Genomic DNA, 16,229 nt, shown 5'->3' with positions numbered 1-16,229 from the left:
GGTAGAAAATAATCAAACTTTATTATAAAAATTGCATAGTATTTCACAAAAGCTTAACCCGTTTTGATCAATCTTTTTTTCAAAACGGGTTCTTATCGTTTAACTTAAAATAAGGGTTTGGGGGATATTTCTGATTAAACTTTATTCCAAACCAACAGGTATCCCTCATAGCTACATTTTGGCTCACCCATACACATAAAGCTATTAAATCTTTTGCTTGGTACTTACTGGTTCGTTGTACAAAACCAACATCTCTAGCAAGATTCCGTAAGGTATTTGGAGATAAAAAACTTTGAATCTCTTGAGCAAATAGTTGTAATTCATCAGACACAGAAACAGACATAAAAAACGCCATCCTTTCCTATGATTCTACAGAAAGAATAGCGTATTTTTTCATTTTAGGGGGCATTTCTTTTTATTAACTTGATAGCGATGTGGCGGGAACCCTATATGTTTTCGTTGACAAAACAGCATTGTCAAATGCAGACGAAGGCCTACGGGAAAATTTCGGATACAGAACGAGAATAAAGTTAAAAGACGCCGTTGCGCAGAGTGGCTTGCAAGAATACGGCAAAACAACCATAAGATACTTCACATCAGACAATAAAACAGAAATTGAATTTGAATAAGCATTCCTGCGGGAGTGCTTATTTATTTTATTTGCAGGAAATTATCACCATTTGTCGAATTATATAAGCTGAAGGGTGATAGAAATGAGTCATAGAAACCTTTTTATGCTGGCAATGAATACGTAAAAACAAAAACATTCACTTATAACGGTTAATAGGAGGAATTATCATGAAAAAATTAGCTACAATTGCGTTGACTGGTGCGTTAGCTTTAGGCGGTTTAACGGTTATGAATTTAGATACACCAAAGGCACAAGCTGAGGAATGGGATGGCTGTCATTATATCTGTGGTCCTGGCGAAACAGTAAACGATGTTACGGTTAAAATACATTCTACACAAGTTACTTTTGGTAATAGCTTAATTGCAAGAATCACGAATGACCGAGCTGAAGAAATTCATTACAATGTCAGCATCGAAAAGAAAAACGGAGATAGCTGGGGAGAATTTGAAACTAATTTCAAATGGAACAATCAGTGGGTTCCAGCTGGCTCATATGATGAAATTTCAACTTTCACAGGATATGGCGATGATGTTTATGAAAATGGCACATACCGATACAAAGTTGAAGTTGTAAGCGCAGATGGTTCTATTGATACAATTTACACAGCAGGAATGACAGTTACAGGGCGATAACTCATGACTGAGCTGTATTATTTATGATTGTATCTTCTATAATATCATTGATAATTGCGTTGATATTATTATTAAAATAAGCTCTTCGGATCTTATTTTTTTTATATAAAAATTGAATATTAATATTCTATTATTGAGTTTTATCATCTGTTCATAAACATAAGATTTTCTGGACAGATGTCTCTTAACGTACAGAAAACACTTAAGATGTGTCCGATTTGTGTCTAAACGTACAATTTTCCCGAAATGGTATGGTGAGACCATGCCCATCAACTTAAGAATTTGCTTTACCCCCAAGTGTAAAAAAAACGCCATCCTTTCCTATAAGGAAACAGAAAGAAAGCGCATTTTTTCATTTTAAGAGGTATTTTATTTTGTTTGATTGATAGTGATGTGGCGAGACCCCTACTAAAAAAAAGGATCTGATATTCATATCAGATCCTTTTTCACTATGTATAATTATTTTACTGCTACTTTTAATTCTTTTCCGGCTTTAAAAGCAGGGACTTTAGATGCAGCGATTTGCATTGCTTCACCTGTTTGTGGATTACGTCCTGTACGTGCAGATCTTTCACGCACTTCAAATGTACCAAAACCAAGAATCTGTACTTTCTCTTCATTTGCAAGCGCATTTGTTATAGCATCTAATACAGCTTGTGTTGCTGCAGCTGCATCTTTTTGTGTAAGTTCTGCTTTTTCTGCTACCATTTTTGTTAATTCGGTTTTATTCATTTTTTGCACCCCTTTGCATGTAATAAGAAATTATTATAACGTACCTACGTTTCTCATGTAAATAAAGATATATAGAAAAAGCCCTAGCAACAGCTAGGGGCAATTCTGTGTAATAGGGGTACGGAAACGATTATAGGTTTCAAGGGCCACTCTGGAATTAAATACCATGCTTCAATTTTGATAAGTGTATTTGAGAAACTCTAAATCCTTTAAAATCAATAACTTGTAATCTTCTCAATAGAGTACACCCTATCGATACATAATTGAACTAATTAACTGAATAATTACAGTGTCACTAACACCACTATGAAAAAATAGAAATTCATGATAAAGATATTTTTATTACTTATGTAGGATACAATTGGATTTCTAATAGCTGGAGGAAGTGTCACAAAATATAGCCGCCCATTCGTTATATAGAATGAGAGGAGGGGTTACATGAAAGTTACAAACAAAGATTATGAAAAGATGGAAGAGCTATACGAGTTGTATGAACAAAAAATTTATTATGTAGCTTATTCTATTTTAAATAATATTCAGCAGGCTGAAGATGCAGTTCAAGAGACGTTTATTACTCTTTACAAGAATCTAGAAAATCTCCGTAACTTGAACATTCAAGAGCTTAAACGTTACATTTTGAGAATTGCGAAAAACAAAGCGATTGATAGCTACCGGAAAAATAAACGACATGAAATATTCTTAGAGGAATATCAAAGAGAATCGCCAGAAGTAGCAGATGAAAATATTGAAGAGTGGGAACAGCGTTTCATGTCTGAAGCTCAAATTGATACATTGCTAAAAGAGTTAAATGAGTCTAACAGACAGGTTTTTAAGTACAAAATCTTCTATAACTTAACTTATCAGGAAATTTCAAATCTAATGGGGATAACTGAGGTCAATGTCCGCAAGCAATTTGAACGCGCTCGAAAACGAGTACAAAATATGATAGGAGGTATGCAAAATGACGAATTCCAAGAACTCCAAAGAAATGTATGACCTTGCTGAAAAAATCGCTTTAGACGATTTTGATAAACTGGATGAACAACATGAATTTTCAGATACATACACACGCAAAAAGAAGTTGTTTATGGAGGAAATTAAGATGAAAGGTGGACAACCACAGGCCAAGCGTAAAAAGAATCGTATTTTAATCGCTGCTGCCTGCTTATTGATTGGCATGCCGACAACCGTTTTTGGTGCAGTAAAAGTCTATGATATGATTGTCCAAAAACGAAATTATGAAGTAAATGTTTCCGTAACAAATAAGGCCTCGAAAGAGAGTGAAAGTTGGTATAAGTTAAAAGTCGGCAAATTACCAGAAAATATGGAAGCAATTGATGACACTGCTATGAAATATTCATTTAAAGATAACTACGCAAAGGGTGGATTTTCATTCTTTCTTTGCAGATTAGGAAAAAATTCAGATTTTCAAACGTTGTACGCAAACAACTACGAAGAAAAAGAGATAAATGGCAAGAAAGCAGTGATTGTCCATAGAGACACCGGAGGCAAAAAATTACCGTTTAACAGACAGGTCTTTCTGCTTTTTGAGAAAGAGGGGATTATGTTAGAAAGTTTTATTGGAGCCGATGTAAATGAAGAACAAATGATGGATGTCTTAGCGAACATTTCACTTGAGCCCACATCAAAGGAAAAGGCATCATTTATATCAGATTATGATGAAGATCGTTTTAGCAAAGCGAAAGAACCAACAAAACATAGCGTTATTCCTTTGAAAAAAAATAGCAAACAACTATTTAGCGTAGGTCAAACGGTTCCAGTAACCATAGATAACATTGAGAGTAACAGCAAACTTGAATATGTTATCGAAAAAGTGGAAGTCTTTGATTCAATCAAAGATTTTAAACAAGAGAACTTTAATGAATTGGGACTAGAAATACTAAGCGAGAATAAGGCTTTAGATCAGACGAAAAAATTGCTACCGTACAAACGAGATGTATATAAAGTTGGAAATGGTAAAGATTCAATTGACGAATTAGTAGAGTCAAAGTCCGTTAATCTCAAATTTGTCTACCTGACAACAACAGTAAAAAACATTGATAAACAGGCGACAAAAGAAATCTATATGCATCCACGCATACAAATGCTTACATCTAAAAATAATGCATGGAACTATGCTGAAAAAGATGGAATTGCCGAAAAAAGTATTATGACGCACGAAGTTGATTATTTAGAACCTCACGGAAACGGAAAAAGCTTTTACAATATTGGCCGTATCCAACCAGGACAAACGATGAAGGTTAACTTAGGTTACTTTGTAGATGAGGATAAACTGGATTCAATCTTCCTTGATGCTTTTCATTATAGTGGGTTTAGTGGCACTGAAAATATGAATGCGGAAGATCGTTGGTGGATTGATATTCGTCAAAAGTAAAAACGATAACAAATAGATAAAAAAAGTTGCTTATATTTAGCAACTTTTTTTAGTGCAAAGAAACTTTTAAAATTATCCAATTTATCTCCAAAAGTAGCAAATTACAGAAATGAGATGATACTGTATGAAAATTGGCTTAGCGTTGTAAATCCGCATTTTCCTGATGCTACCCCATATACAAGACAAGCAAAAGAATTAGCGGAAGCTTGTAATGTAAAACTAATAGATCGTGTAGAACTTCAGAAATTGATTAATAAAATTAATCCCGAATATTCGGCTGAAGACGTGTATCAAGGTGTAAAACCTGCAGAACGGAAATGTCCAACATGTAAATATGATTTAGTGGTTCGTAATTCAAATAAAACAGGAAATAAGTTTTTTGGTTGTTCTCAATATCCTACATGTACACATACAGAACCAATCAATACATGAGCTGTGATGAAAATCCAGCTCTTTTTTTATTTTTTTATTTGTTTAAAGAATACATGAAAAAAATCAGTTTAACTAAAAAACGACTCTTCAGATTTGGTTGTATAGAATTTTGATGTACTTATCAATATAACAAGTCGTATTTGTTATAAAAACGCATGTAAAGGGAGAAACGGACTTTATATGCATTTTTAGGTTTAATTCATTAACAATCTGAATAAGATGGCACATAGTACGACCTAAGCGATCTAATCGCCAAACTACTAAGGTATCGCCAGGGCGTACATATTGAAGAGCTTCCTCTAAACCTGGTCTTTTATCTTTAACTCCACTCAATTTATCTTGAAATATTTTATCGCATCCATAAGATTTCAAAGCATCAATTTGTAAATCTAAATTTTGATCAATTGTAGATACGCGAACATATCCAACCTTCATCTTTTTCTCCCCCTTTGTTCAATATTATCGTGTACAGAAATATACAATTTTCTGTACAAATACAATGGAGACTTGTATCAAAACTCTAATTATTTAACTATAGAATCGCATAGGAGATATCTATTGTTCTTTATATTACTTATTTTCAGAAACATTACAAAGCTGTCAGGTAAATGAAAGGTTATTCAATATGAAAAAGAAAGTATGTGCATTACACTTATTTTGAAAAGGTCAAAGATAAAGGAGACTTACTAGATGGAAATATTAAAGATTCGTGAATTAAATAAAACTTATACTGGGAAGGTATCATATGAAGCACTTACAAATATTAATTTAACAATAAATAAGGGCGAGTTTGTAGGGATTATGGGGCCATCAGGAAGTGGAAAAACAACTCTACTCAATATGATTTCCACTATTGATGCTCCGACTTCAGGAGAAGTATTAATTAATGAAAAAACCCCTCATCGGTTGCCTACTGATGAATTGGCACTATTTCGACGTCGTGAATTGGGATTTATTTTTCAATCATTTAACCTTCTAAATATATTAACAGTGAAAGAAAATATTGTTCTTCCACTTACATTAGATAATGTAAATCTAAAAGAAATGAATAAACATGTAGAAAATATATCAAGGACACTAGGTATTAAAGAGATTTTAAATAAACGTATATATGAAATTTCGGGGGGGCAAGCACAACGAACAGCAATTGCTCGTGCATTAATCCATTCCCCACAATTAGTTCTTGCAGATGAACCGACAGGGAATTTGGATTCAAAAGCTGCAAATGATGTAATGCAATTATTAGTAAAATTAAATAAGGAGCACCAAGCAACTATGGTGTTAGTAACACATGATCCAATGGCTGCCAGTTACTGTGACCGAGTAATATTTATTAAAGATGGAATGCTTTATAATGAGATTGAATGTGAAGATAATCGCATAATTTTTTATAAAAAAATTATGGACGAAGTGTCTCTATTAGGAGGAAACTAGAATGAGTTTTCGTCAATTGGCATGGAATAATGTCATTCGTAATAAGCGATTATACCTAGGATATTTTCTGAGCAGTATTTTTACTGTAATGATTTTTTTCACTTTTGAGTTACTTGCATTTCATCCCCAATTTAGTGGAAAGCTTGGAGCAACAAGTGAATCTATGAGTGCTTTGGGTACACAGGGATTTAAAATTGCTCAATATTTAATTATAGTTTTTTCTTTTTTCTTTATTTTATATTCTGTTGGCACATTCTTGAAGACGAGAAAACGAGAATTTGGTATCTTAACACTTCATGGCATGACGAATTTCCAATTAAGACAGTTAATTTTCATTGAAAACATGTTAATTGGGAGTAGTTCTATTATTGTAGGAATTGGAATTGGGCTTATTTTTGGGAAGTTAATCTTATTAGTAAGTGCATCTATATTTGTTTTAAAAGGAGGATTGCCATTTTACTTTCCAACAAAGGCAATTCTTGTGACAAGTATGTCATTCTTGTTGTTATTTTTATTGGTTTCATTCTTTACTACAAGAATAATTAAACTAACTCAGGTAATTGAGTTGATGAAATCAGAAGAAAAACCGAAGCCAGAACCAAAAGTATCTAAATGGTTAGCCATATTCGCAATTTTGTTTATTAGTATTGGCTATGCAGCAGCATTTTATCTAGATACTGCGTTGAAAACAGGAAATCACTATATTTATGCTATGTTAGCATGTGTATTTTTTAGTGTATTAGGAACCTACTTTTTATTTACGCAGCTTAGTTTTTATCTGATTAAAGCATTACAAAAGCGTGAGCACATATTTTTTAAGAAGACGAATCTGTTAACCATATCAGAATTATTGTATCGAATATCAGATAATGCAAAAACACTATTTATAGTCACAATTCTATCAACAGTTACTTTTACATCTATTGGTGTTTGTCTTGCTATAGGTAGCAGAGAATTAGAATTAGCTCAAAGTCCTTATGCATTTACTTATACCTCATATAAAGGAAATGTTTTAGAAAAATCTCATGTTTCTGAGATAGAAAAGCAATTAAATACTGCTGGATTTTCATATGAATTAGCGTCTTATACCACTATTGCAACACATAATATGCTAGAGGTTATAAAGCTTACTGATTATAATGCAACAGCGAAAATGCTGGGGTATCCTACAGAAACTTTAAAGAATGAACAAGATAGTTTGATTCTTCCATCTAAAAGTAGAATGAAACAACAAACTCAGGATGAATTAAAAAAAGAAGCCTCCATACTAAAAGAAGGAGATATGCATATTCAGCTTTCTAATTCGAAAATATTGTTAACTAACGGCATAAGACCGACTTTTGGGGTTATAGTTGTTGTTGATGATTCGGTTTACGAAAAACTAAACAGTGCACCACTATTACGAGGAAATACACCAGATAGGTATACGACATATGGTTTTTTAATTCAAAATTGGACGGATACAGAAGAAATTTCTAAAAAAATCACTAAAATAATCTCTTCTGATATCCAAAAAGGAAAAGTGTTTTACAGTTTGGATTCATTATATTTAAAATGGATCGAAGGAAAACAAGTAAATGCAATATTATCTACTATCAGTGTGCTAGTGGGGATTGTATTTTTTGTATTTGCAATAAGCTTTTTATATTTCCGTCTATTTACTGATTTAGAGCGGGACAAAAAACAATATGAAATGCTTTCTAAATTAGGATTAACTCAAAAAGAATTAAAAAGAATTGTGACACAGCAACTTAGCATATTATGTTTTATTCCTATTATCGTTGCAATTATTCATAGTAGTGTAGCCTTTATGGCATTACAATATTTAGTACAGCGCAAAGCAGAAGTCTATTTACCTATTACAGGAAACTCCATTCTGATATTCACAAGTTTTATATTTGTACAGTTCATTTATTTTTTAATTATTCGAAGGAATTATTTACACCAAATGATTCAATAGATTTACTCGGGTTCTCGAAAAACTAAACATCACTCAAAAATAGTATGGTTAGCTTAAGTTAAACCAACAGCTAACCATACTATTTTTGATTTAGTTTTGAAATATCATAATTCTTTCTAAATAGCATGATATTAGTGAGAATACCTATGTTTCAGATTAACTTCAACATTCTTTTTTATACGAATTATACTTACAGTTTATTTTTAGCGTGTTTTTTCCAATTTGCTGCCGGTACTTCTGAAAGTAAAAAGTAAATCAAGATCTTGGGTAACTATTATGTTTGAAATAGTTTATAGATAGCAGATATTTTTATTTTTCTGGGTCCTTTTTTATCTTAAACAGGGTATGGATGAGGAGAATATTATTGAAGAAATTTATAGTATTTTATTTATTATTTTTAATGGTTTTACTACCTATATTATTTACAGGTAATGAAGATTTATTAAAGTGGGAATCATTTGTCATTTTACTGCCATTCCTATTAGTTACCGGGATTCCTATACTGTTAATTTTATATATCTTAGGTGAATTACTGTCTAGATAGTTTATTCATACTCATTTGTAGGGACGGGAAAAATTGAATATATGTAAATACGAATAGAAGTATTATAGAGAAATGCTATTAAAGAAGGGAATTTCATAGAATGGGAAATGTATTTAATGTAAAACGCGTTATGGTCACAATAGTGGCTATTATTGCAATCGCAATTGGGTATTTTATGTTTCAATCAATTACTTCACCAGTTAGAGCAGTAGCCAATCAAGTAAATGCAGTACAACTTGCAGGTGAACAGTCGAAAGTGGAGATGAATAAGGCTGCACCAGTTCAATTTAATGGTCAAGTGAGGAAAATTGCTTATCTTACATTTGATGATGGGCCAGGAAAATATACAGCTGAATTGTTAAATATATTAAAACAAAATGATGTGAAAGCAACTTTTTTCTTAATTGGTGCAAATGTACAGCAGTATCCTGATTTAGTAAAACGAGAGAAAGCAGAAGGACACTATGTAGGTATGCATAGTATGACACACGATTACAAAAAGTTATATACAAATGGCCAGTATGTCAATGAAATGAAAGAAGACCAGGGATTAATAGCGAATATTATTGGTAAATCTCCAAAACTAACACGTCCTCCATATGGTTCTATGGGTACATTAAATGAAGCACTTCGTAATAAGATTGTAGAAGCTGGTTTAAAAGTTTGGGATTGGACGATAGATTCTTCAGACTGGGAATATAATAAAATGCCATTAGATACTGCAGCAGCAAAAATTGCTGAAAATGTAATTACAGGTGCAAAAAATCCTAAAGAAGTTATTTTATTACATGATATTCATCGACAATCTGTCGCAGCAATACCCGCAATAATAAAAGGTTTAAAAGCAAAAGGTTATGAATTTGAAGCATATTATGAAGATGAGCACTTTCCGTTAAACTCTTGGCATGATAATCGCATATAACATAGGAGGCATATGGAAGTATAAATAAACAAAATACTTTAGAATCAGACGCCTCACCCCAAAAGAAACCTGGCGACTTCAGGAATTTCTTGATTGCGCTCTTGAACAAATACAAAAAATGAATTCAGATACGCAACTTTGTCGATAAACTAATAATTCAGTTAATATTCCAGTGATTTATGCCATTGCACAACAGTTGGAATAACAAAACTCAGCATAAAAAAATGATATAATTGAAAAAAGTAGATGTACCCACTGTTAAAATAAGATTATGAAAACTTATTAAACCGTGGCGTCCATATGATCTCTGGGAGTGTAAACCATGAAGTTTTTCAAAAAAATAATCGGTTTTCTCAATAAACTAAAGAACAGATGGAAAGATGATGATTATGAAGGCATATCTGATTATGAGAAAGAGCTTATAGATAAAATACCAACTCAAAATCCATATGGACTAATAGGAATGTTTATGGGGGGATTTGCATTTATATTCGGTCACTCATTCGTAATCATTCCCATTATCACAATTATTTTTTGTGTAGTAACCTTCTTCACTTTTGACAAGGAAAAAGAAGACAATCCTATGACTTTCGCCGTAGGTGTTATGTTGTCACTTTTAAGTATATATATGTATATCAAGGGATTAACTCACCAAATAGAACTGTAAAACAACCGATAAAAAATAACATATCTGCACTTCTAATAATACTGATTATATGAATGAAAATCCCCCTCAGGAGTACAGAGGGGGATTTTCAAGGTTTTTCGATTTTAGATTTTATGTTAGCAAAAAGTGCTTTCAGATACAGAAAACACTTTTTCAGTCTAATACTTTTTTCAACACAACTTACTTAAATTGAAAAAAATCCAATCATTTAAGAGCATTACGTGAAAAAAATCCTATAACAAAGTGATAAAAAATAACCAGTTCCTTAACGTACAGGGAACTGGTTATTTTGTGTCCGGATTGTGTCTAAACGTACAATTTTCCCGGAATGATATGGTGACCCCTGTTAACAAAATAATACCTGGTTGGTAATGCTTCCACTTAAATATATTTTGATTTTCCATACTGATCACGCCCTTTTTTAAATTGCTAGTTTCAGTATGTCCAAGTTTATGAGATTACTTGCAAGAGTCTTCTACCTTTTTGCACCAGAACCGTTTGCTCTTTGTCATTGTTTACTTCAACAAAAATTAAAAGCTTCTTTTAAGCAATGAAACTACCACAAATCTGTATACACAGTAGAAGTCGCCGGAATTGACGTCCAATATTGCTGATTTGGCTGCCATGCTTTAATCGTTCCATCTTGGCGCTTAATAAACGCTTTGAATTGAACATTTCGCTCAGCTGGTAAGTAAACTGTGCCTCTCCAATCCCCATAAGTAGAGTTGTACGATAACTTAATAGGATATAGCGTTGTATCCCATTGCCCTAATTCGGCACGATCTCCAGCAATATACACTGTATCTCCGGTAGTTGTTGGTGCATTTTTTACAACGATTGTTTGCGAAGTAGGAGTAACTCCTAAAGTATCTTTGAACTGCGCCATCAATGTATTATTGTACATAACATCTTGATAACGAAGCAGTGTGAATCCCGCAAAGTTATAATTAAAAGCCATTTCAGCTGCTTTCTTATATTCATTGTCGCTTCCTATGCTTAACGCATTTTCGCCATTTAGGACAATTCCTTTTTCATTCGCAAGCTTAGCTACTTGTTGTACAAGTGTTTTTGGCATTGAATATTCTGGATATGTTCCCTTATCTGACATTTCTAAGCAGGTAAATGTTAAATCTAATTTTGCACTCTTAAAAGCGTCTAACAAACTACTATAATCATTATATCCCGCTGGCTTTTCAGCGCTGTGCGGAAGATTTGGATTGTTGTATTGCCAATGAACACCGGCAACTTTTGCTCCAATTGGTACGTGGAACGTATTATCAAATGCAGAATGAGCTAATTCACCTATCAATTTTGTATGCTCTTCTAACACACCTTCATACCACTTTAAGAAATCTTCACCATACTTTGTTTGATAGCCGGCTGTCAAAAATTGATTTCCATCAGATGGAGGAAGTACTTGTGACATAGAAGTTAAGTTTGTCTCCCAAGCTTTGTTTATTCCTGCTAAAGATCCATATTTTTGTAATGCCCAAGAACGAAATTGCCCTTTCGCAAATTCCGTATAAGCTTGAAACTTCCCTCTAGACGGGTAACCTGATCCATCGGCTGACGTATAAGATGGATAACGTGTTTCTCCAGCTGGACCGCCCGATAAATAAATCTTCGAAATGACATCTTTATACGACGACATCGCCTCTGCAAAAGCATTATATAGTTCTCCGTACTGCTTTCGAATTACATCTGAAGCTAGCGGATTTAATGTTTCTTTATTAATCGTTCCTGTTTCCGATTTAAAATACAAACTATCATCTGATTTTTGATTCCATATCCAAGAAGGAAGTGTTACATTGCAATCATCTCCAACATTACCGCCGCATTGATGCGTTGAAATAATCGGAATCATTTTCATACCAGCATTTCTTACAGATTGTGCAAAGCGCTGCGCATAAGAAAAATCAAATTGTTGATCTCCATTCTTCTCCATATCTCCCCACCAAAAATCAACAGTAATGGCAGAGAAACCGTTTTGTTTTGCCCAGCGTAAATCATTTTCAAACGTCTCCCATGTCATCATATCCGGTATTTTCTTTAGCGGTGCCATAATATATCCTTTGTAATTTCCGTTCATTGATTGCCCGTTTACAGCTGCATAACTCTGGCTTGGAAAAATTGAAAAAGCAAACAATATAAGAACAGATAACATGGCAATACTACAGCCTTTTAAATATTTTTTCATACGCTCTCTCCTTTTCTAAAAATTAAGACTACCAATAATAAAAACTTGAATAAAGGCAAAGGATTTCATTCTATATTTGTAATTACAAACACATATGTATACGTTTACATATTATCATTTATTGCAATCGTTTGCATTATTTTTTCGTATTTTACTAGCTTTATATATATATGGGATCACCATACATCGCCATCAACTTAACACAAATAAACTACCCCCAAACGATAAAATTGAGCAATTTGTACAGAATTATCGTTTGGGGGTAGTCCTAAATTCTTAGCTTGATGGGCATAGGGTCCCACCACATCACCATCAAGTTAAAATTTTTTAATGCCCCCAAAACGAAAAATTAGAGTCTTTTATAGCAATGAAGCTCATTTTTATCGTTTTGGGGGTAACCTGTTCGGTTAGGTTGATGGGCATGTATGGTGACTCCTATTTGTAAATTCATGTACCGGAAGATCCAGGAGCGAAGAATATTAAAGCGAATGGCTAAGTCCGGTATTCGTTATATAGACAAAATGGACGGACATCAATTTGAAGTGTATCTGAAGGCTCTCTTTCGAGAACTTGGTTATTCTCCAATAGTCACAAAGCAGTCAAATGATTTTGGCGCAGATCTCGTATTAAAGGGGAAAAATCGTATTGTGATCCAGGCGAAACGATATGGAATGAAAAATAGAGTTGGTATAAGTGCTGTACAAGAAATATATGCAGCGCAAGCTTATTACAAAGCACATGAGGGCTGGGTTGTAACGAACAGCGTATATACAAGGCAAGCGAAAGAATTAGCGGAGGCATGCAATGTAAAACCCATAGATCGTGTAGAACTTCAAAAATTGATTAATAAAATCAATCCGGAGTATTCGGCTGAAGATGTATATCAAGGGATAAAACCTGAAGAGCGGAAATGCCCAGCATGTAAAAATCATTTAGTCGTTAGAAATTCAAATCAAACAGGGCATAAGTTTTTTGGCTGTTCTCAATATCCCGCATGTACACATACAGAACCAATTAATACATGAGCTGTGATGAAAATCCGGCTCTTTTTCTTTTTATTTAGGCTCTGTTAAAAATACTGCAAATGAATAATCCGCTATTAATTACGCACTCTAATCCATATTATGCAGTAAGTTTGGAGTCAATTATATGTTTAAACGGAAACTGTTAATGACATTTTGTGGAGTTATAATGATGATTTTATTTACATCTCCAATAGAAGGAAAGGCAGAAAATATATCTAATAAAGATTTTTATGATTCTTATAATACTTTATTAGCTCCTTACGCAAGTGAGACTATCCGAAGTAAACTTGGACCAGAACACCAGTATAGTTTAACGGATGCAAAAATTATAAAAATTGAGCGTTCTCAAAAATATACCTTCACCTTTATTGTAGTAGCTAAATATAGAACGTATACTAACGCTCACAATCCACCTAATCATGTTGTAACAATAACTTATAATGTTAGTCCAAGTGGGGTAAAGGTTATCGATTTCAAACAAAAAAAGAAAGAAAGTGAGTTTACAACTCATTTTCTTTCTATATCAATAGGTAGAGTAGCTGACTTTTGGAATTCAAATAAAACAGGAAATAAGTTTTTTGGTTGTTCTTAATATCCAACATATACACATACAGAACCAATTAATACATGAGCTGTGATAAAAATCCGGCTCTTTTGTTATTTTTAGGAATTAACTTAAAAAATCATACTCTCATCAAAAAAACGACTTCTCAGATTTCGATATAACCAATGTTTATTTAAAAGATAATGACATAAGACCTAAATAACAAAGGATGCGTTGTAAGCGGAAATAAGCAGTTTAAATTGAGTTAGGGATGTTATAAAGAATTTTTTATAAAACATCTGAAAACAAAACAATTAACCTTGTAAGGTTCATTTTTTTGTTATAAAATAACCTTACAAGGTTATTTTATAAAGGTAAGGAGTGAGAATATTGGAGAATACAGTAAAAGAAATCATTGATGATTTAGAGTATCTGTTCAAGAATGGAGAAATTGGCATGGAAGTAAGTAATCCGGCTTACTATCAGAGGTTTTGTAAAGTACTAGATGCAACAGAAATGCGCTATGATTTACATATTCATGAATATGATGAGGATTCTCTAGTTGTTAAATTAGTGTAAAATACAAATGTTTTAAGGGGTTAATTTCTTGAAGTATAAAAAGGGAATGGGGAGGAAAAGGATATGAAAATTGGTACATCTGAATGGCTTTCTCTTAGTAAGGATATTAAGCTGAAGTTGATCCGTTTGGCTGTCATAGATAGTAAATATAAACAAGCAAAATAAAAACCCTTCATTTGCTTAACAGCAAACAAAGGGCTTAGTTAATGAGTGATTGAAGTAGAAGGAAATCTAGTCCATTTCCTTCTTTATTTATTGTAACATAAAAGGAAAAGCACAAACAAAGGAGAATTCCCATGAAAGAAATTGATAAATACATGACACCATCTGAAGCAGCTTTTTATTGGGGGATTCCTCGTGAGACAATTAAGAATAAATATAGCCCCTCTCTAATGAACGAGAAGCAAATAAATGATTTAGAACGCATGTTACAAGAAGGTTTAGTGAAGTACTTTTTGCATCCTGAAGGGAAGCGTAAGGAATGGATTTTAAGCCGACAGGCAATGTATGAATGGTTTGGAGAACCAAAAGCCAAGTAGGAAAGGAGGATTATAATGCAAGAGGAAACATTTTCTCTCTGGGGAGGATTCAAGAGTGCATTTAGTTTAATTATTTGGTTTTGGATCATTATGTTTTTGTTATTTGGTGAAAGCTTGCTACAATAGAAACAAGTCGAAATTCTAAATACCCTTAGGCAGCTCTCATAGATTTATGGTCTATGGGGGCTATTTCAGCAGAATTATAATAATTTCACGTACCGTATTTATTACAAAAAATAAATAAACAAAACCCACAGAGAACAAGAATGTTTTTTGTGGGTTTTGTTTATTTCAAAGAAGCTTTGGGGAAGCTTCTTTGATCAATTTTATTTTTCTAACATACCTTGCATTAGAAAAATAAAATATAGGGTGTCTTGCATATACATTAGCGATAAGCTTATCTTACCTTAAATATCTTACTAAAGTCTTTCATAAATGTTACAAAAGTCTTTCGTTGGTTTTGGAGAGCCCGGCCGAGATGAATAACAAAATCATTTCATTCTCTACCTCGCGCTAGCAATAATATGTGCTCTTTTTCTGTACTTGGATCTTTGTATTTTGTAGGGCTTTCTAACGATATACGATGAACGATATCAAATTGATTGTAGGAAAGAAGATAGTATGGAGAATGGAGAGAAATAAACAATTACTTCCAATTCTTAGCTTGGTGGTAATAGGAAAGTCTCCTATTTATTAGTTAATAAAGGAAATAAATAGTGTTTGATATTGAAAAAGTTACCAGAGGTCATCATTTTATATAATTTCATGAAAGACTTTTGTAACACTTATGCAAGAAATTTGAAAGGTATCTAAACTAAGATGAACGTATTAATAATTAATTTTAAATGAATCATTCGGAAAAAAAGGAACAAATACAAGTAGAATGTGAGGAAGAATATTATGAATAAAAAATCTAAAAAAGGTATGCGAAAAGCCCTCCCTGTAGGACTTGCAATGGGAGTCTTATTCAGCGGAATCCCACTAGCCACTCCATTA

The 16,229-nt window shown here is 33.0% G+C and carries 13 protein-coding genes and 6 pseudogenes; 14 read left to right on the top strand and 5 right to left on the bottom strand.

What is annotated here, in order from left to right; genetic code table 11:
- Nucleotides 1–169: 169 nt before the first annotated feature.
- A pseudogene (locus tag MR109_RS26275) lies at nucleotides 170–343 on the bottom strand (IS4 family transposase); the annotation flags it as partial.
- A 103-nt stretch (nucleotides 344–446) separates the two neighbouring features.
- On the opposite strand from MR109_RS26275, the pseudogene MR109_RS26270 reads away from it, so the two are divergent.
- Nucleotides 447–629, top strand: a pseudogene (locus MR109_RS26270) (hypothetical protein); the annotation flags it as partial.
- 169 nt (nucleotides 630–798) lie between these two features.
- Nucleotides 799–1,263 carry a hypothetical protein gene (locus MR109_RS26265; RefSeq protein WP_002192535.1) on the top strand — a complete coding sequence of 155 codons (465 nt, stop codon included), beginning with the start codon at nucleotides 799–801 and terminating at the stop codon, nucleotides 1,261–1,263.
- Between the two features lie 459 nt (nucleotides 1,264–1,722).
- Here the strand turns inward: MR109_RS26265 and MR109_RS26260 are convergent, their stop codons facing one another.
- Nucleotides 1,723–1,995 carry an HU family DNA-binding protein gene (locus tag MR109_RS26260; RefSeq protein ID WP_002151048.1) on the bottom strand — a complete coding sequence of 91 codons (273 nt, stop codon included), beginning with the start codon at nucleotides 1,993–1,995 and terminating at the stop codon, nucleotides 1,723–1,725.
- Nucleotides 1,996–2,433: 438 nt separating this feature from the next.
- Between MR109_RS26260 and MR109_RS26255 the strand changes: the two genes are divergently transcribed.
- The 3 genes and pseudogenes from MR109_RS26255 to MR109_RS26245 all read left to right on the top strand — a co-directional run.
- Complete coding sequence (locus tag MR109_RS26255) at nucleotides 2,434–2,991, top strand: RNA polymerase sigma factor (RefSeq protein WP_242274437.1); 558 nt, start codon at nucleotides 2,434–2,436, stop codon at nucleotides 2,989–2,991.
- Complete coding sequence (locus MR109_RS26250; protein ID WP_242274436.1) at nucleotides 2,957–4,390, top strand: anti-sigma factor; 1,434 nt, start codon at nucleotides 2,957–2,959, stop codon at nucleotides 4,388–4,390. Before MR109_RS26255 ends, MR109_RS26250 begins: the two co-directional genes overlap by 35 nt.
- 174 nt (nucleotides 4,391–4,564) lie before the next feature.
- Nucleotides 4,565–4,822 (top strand): annotated as a pseudogene (locus MR109_RS26245) (topoisomerase DNA-binding C4 zinc finger domain-containing protein); the annotation flags it as partial.
- Between the two features lie 192 nt (nucleotides 4,823–5,014).
- Here the strand turns inward: MR109_RS26245 and MR109_RS26240 are convergent.
- Nucleotides 5,015–5,257, bottom strand: a pseudogene (locus tag MR109_RS26240) (recombinase family protein); the annotation flags it as partial.
- A gap of 255 nt (nucleotides 5,258–5,512) precedes the next feature.
- Here MR109_RS26240 and MR109_RS26235 point away from each other — a divergent pair.
- The 5 genes from MR109_RS26235 to MR109_RS26215 all read left to right on the top strand — a co-directional run bounded on the left by MR109_RS26235 (nucleotide 5,513) and on the right by MR109_RS26215 (nucleotide 10,349).
- Nucleotides 5,513–6,256, top strand: a complete 744-nt coding sequence (locus MR109_RS26235) for an ABC transporter ATP-binding protein (RefSeq protein ID WP_242274435.1) — start codon at nucleotides 5,513–5,515, stop codon at nucleotides 6,254–6,256.
- A gap of 1 nt (nucleotide 6,257) precedes the next feature.
- The gene (locus tag MR109_RS26230) at nucleotides 6,258–8,216 is read left to right on the top strand and encodes an FtsX-like permease family protein (protein WP_242274434.1); all 1,959 of its coding nucleotides are present in this window, start codon (nucleotides 6,258–6,260) and stop codon (nucleotides 8,214–8,216) included.
- Nucleotides 8,217–8,580: 364 nt separating this feature from the next.
- A complete protein-coding gene (locus MR109_RS26225; RefSeq protein WP_242274433.1) occupies nucleotides 8,581–8,760 on the top strand; it encodes a hypothetical protein in 180 nt (59 codons plus the stop codon).
- A gap of 100 nt (nucleotides 8,761–8,860) precedes the next feature.
- The gene (locus MR109_RS26220) at nucleotides 8,861–9,682 is read left to right on the top strand and encodes a peptidoglycan-N-acetylglucosamine deacetylase (RefSeq protein WP_242274432.1); all 822 of its coding nucleotides are present in this window, start codon (nucleotides 8,861–8,863) and stop codon (nucleotides 9,680–9,682) included.
- Nucleotides 9,683–10,004: 322 nt separating this feature from the next.
- Nucleotides 10,005–10,349, top strand: coding sequence for a cell division protein FtsK (locus MR109_RS26215; protein ID WP_242274431.1), 345 nt, complete (start codon nucleotides 10,005–10,007; stop codon nucleotides 10,347–10,349).
- Nucleotides 10,350–10,654: 305 nt separating this feature from the next.
- Here MR109_RS26215 and MR109_RS26210 read toward each other — a convergent pair.
- Together MR109_RS26210 and MR109_RS26205 are read right to left on the bottom strand one after the other, a co-directional pair.
- Nucleotides 10,655–10,753: pseudogene (locus tag MR109_RS26210) on the bottom strand (IS6 family transposase); the annotation flags it as partial.
- A gap of 152 nt (nucleotides 10,754–10,905) precedes the next feature.
- Nucleotides 10,906–12,513 (bottom strand): family 14 glycosylhydrolase, encoded by a 1,608-nt coding sequence (locus MR109_RS26205; protein WP_374202585.1) that lies wholly within the window; start codon nucleotides 12,511–12,513, stop codon nucleotides 10,906–10,908.
- Between the two features lie 458 nt (nucleotides 12,514–12,971).
- On the opposite strand from MR109_RS26205, the gene MR109_RS26200 reads away from it, so the two are divergent.
- The 4 genes and pseudogenes from MR109_RS26200 to MR109_RS26185 all read left to right on the top strand — a co-directional run bounded on the left by MR109_RS26200 (nucleotide 12,972) and on the right by MR109_RS26185 (nucleotide 15,233).
- Nucleotides 12,972–13,571 (top strand): restriction endonuclease, encoded by a 600-nt coding sequence (locus MR109_RS26200; protein ID WP_242274429.1) that lies wholly within the window; start codon nucleotides 12,972–12,974, stop codon nucleotides 13,569–13,571.
- 124 nt (nucleotides 13,572–13,695) lie between these two features.
- Nucleotides 13,696–14,061, top strand: a pseudogene (locus MR109_RS26195) (DUF3888 domain-containing protein); the annotation flags it as partial.
- Between the two features lie 444 nt (nucleotides 14,062–14,505).
- Complete coding sequence (locus MR109_RS26190; RefSeq protein ID WP_242274428.1) at nucleotides 14,506–14,694, top strand: hypothetical protein; 189 nt, start codon at nucleotides 14,506–14,508, stop codon at nucleotides 14,692–14,694.
- A gap of 296 nt (nucleotides 14,695–14,990) precedes the next feature.
- Entirely contained in the window at nucleotides 14,991–15,233 is a 243-nt protein-coding gene (locus tag MR109_RS26185; protein WP_097885155.1) for a helix-turn-helix domain-containing protein, read from the top strand.
- Nucleotides 15,234–16,229: the final 996 nt, after the last annotated feature.

It is taken from the genome of Bacillus cereus group sp. BfR-BA-01310, from assembly GCF_022664325.1.
Classification (GTDB): domain Bacteria; phylum Bacillota; class Bacilli; order Bacillales; family Bacillaceae_G; genus Bacillus_A; species Bacillus_A paramycoides.
The sequence above is the reverse complement of the archived record's forward strand: the minus strand, read 5'-3'. Positions and strand labels throughout refer to the sequence as shown.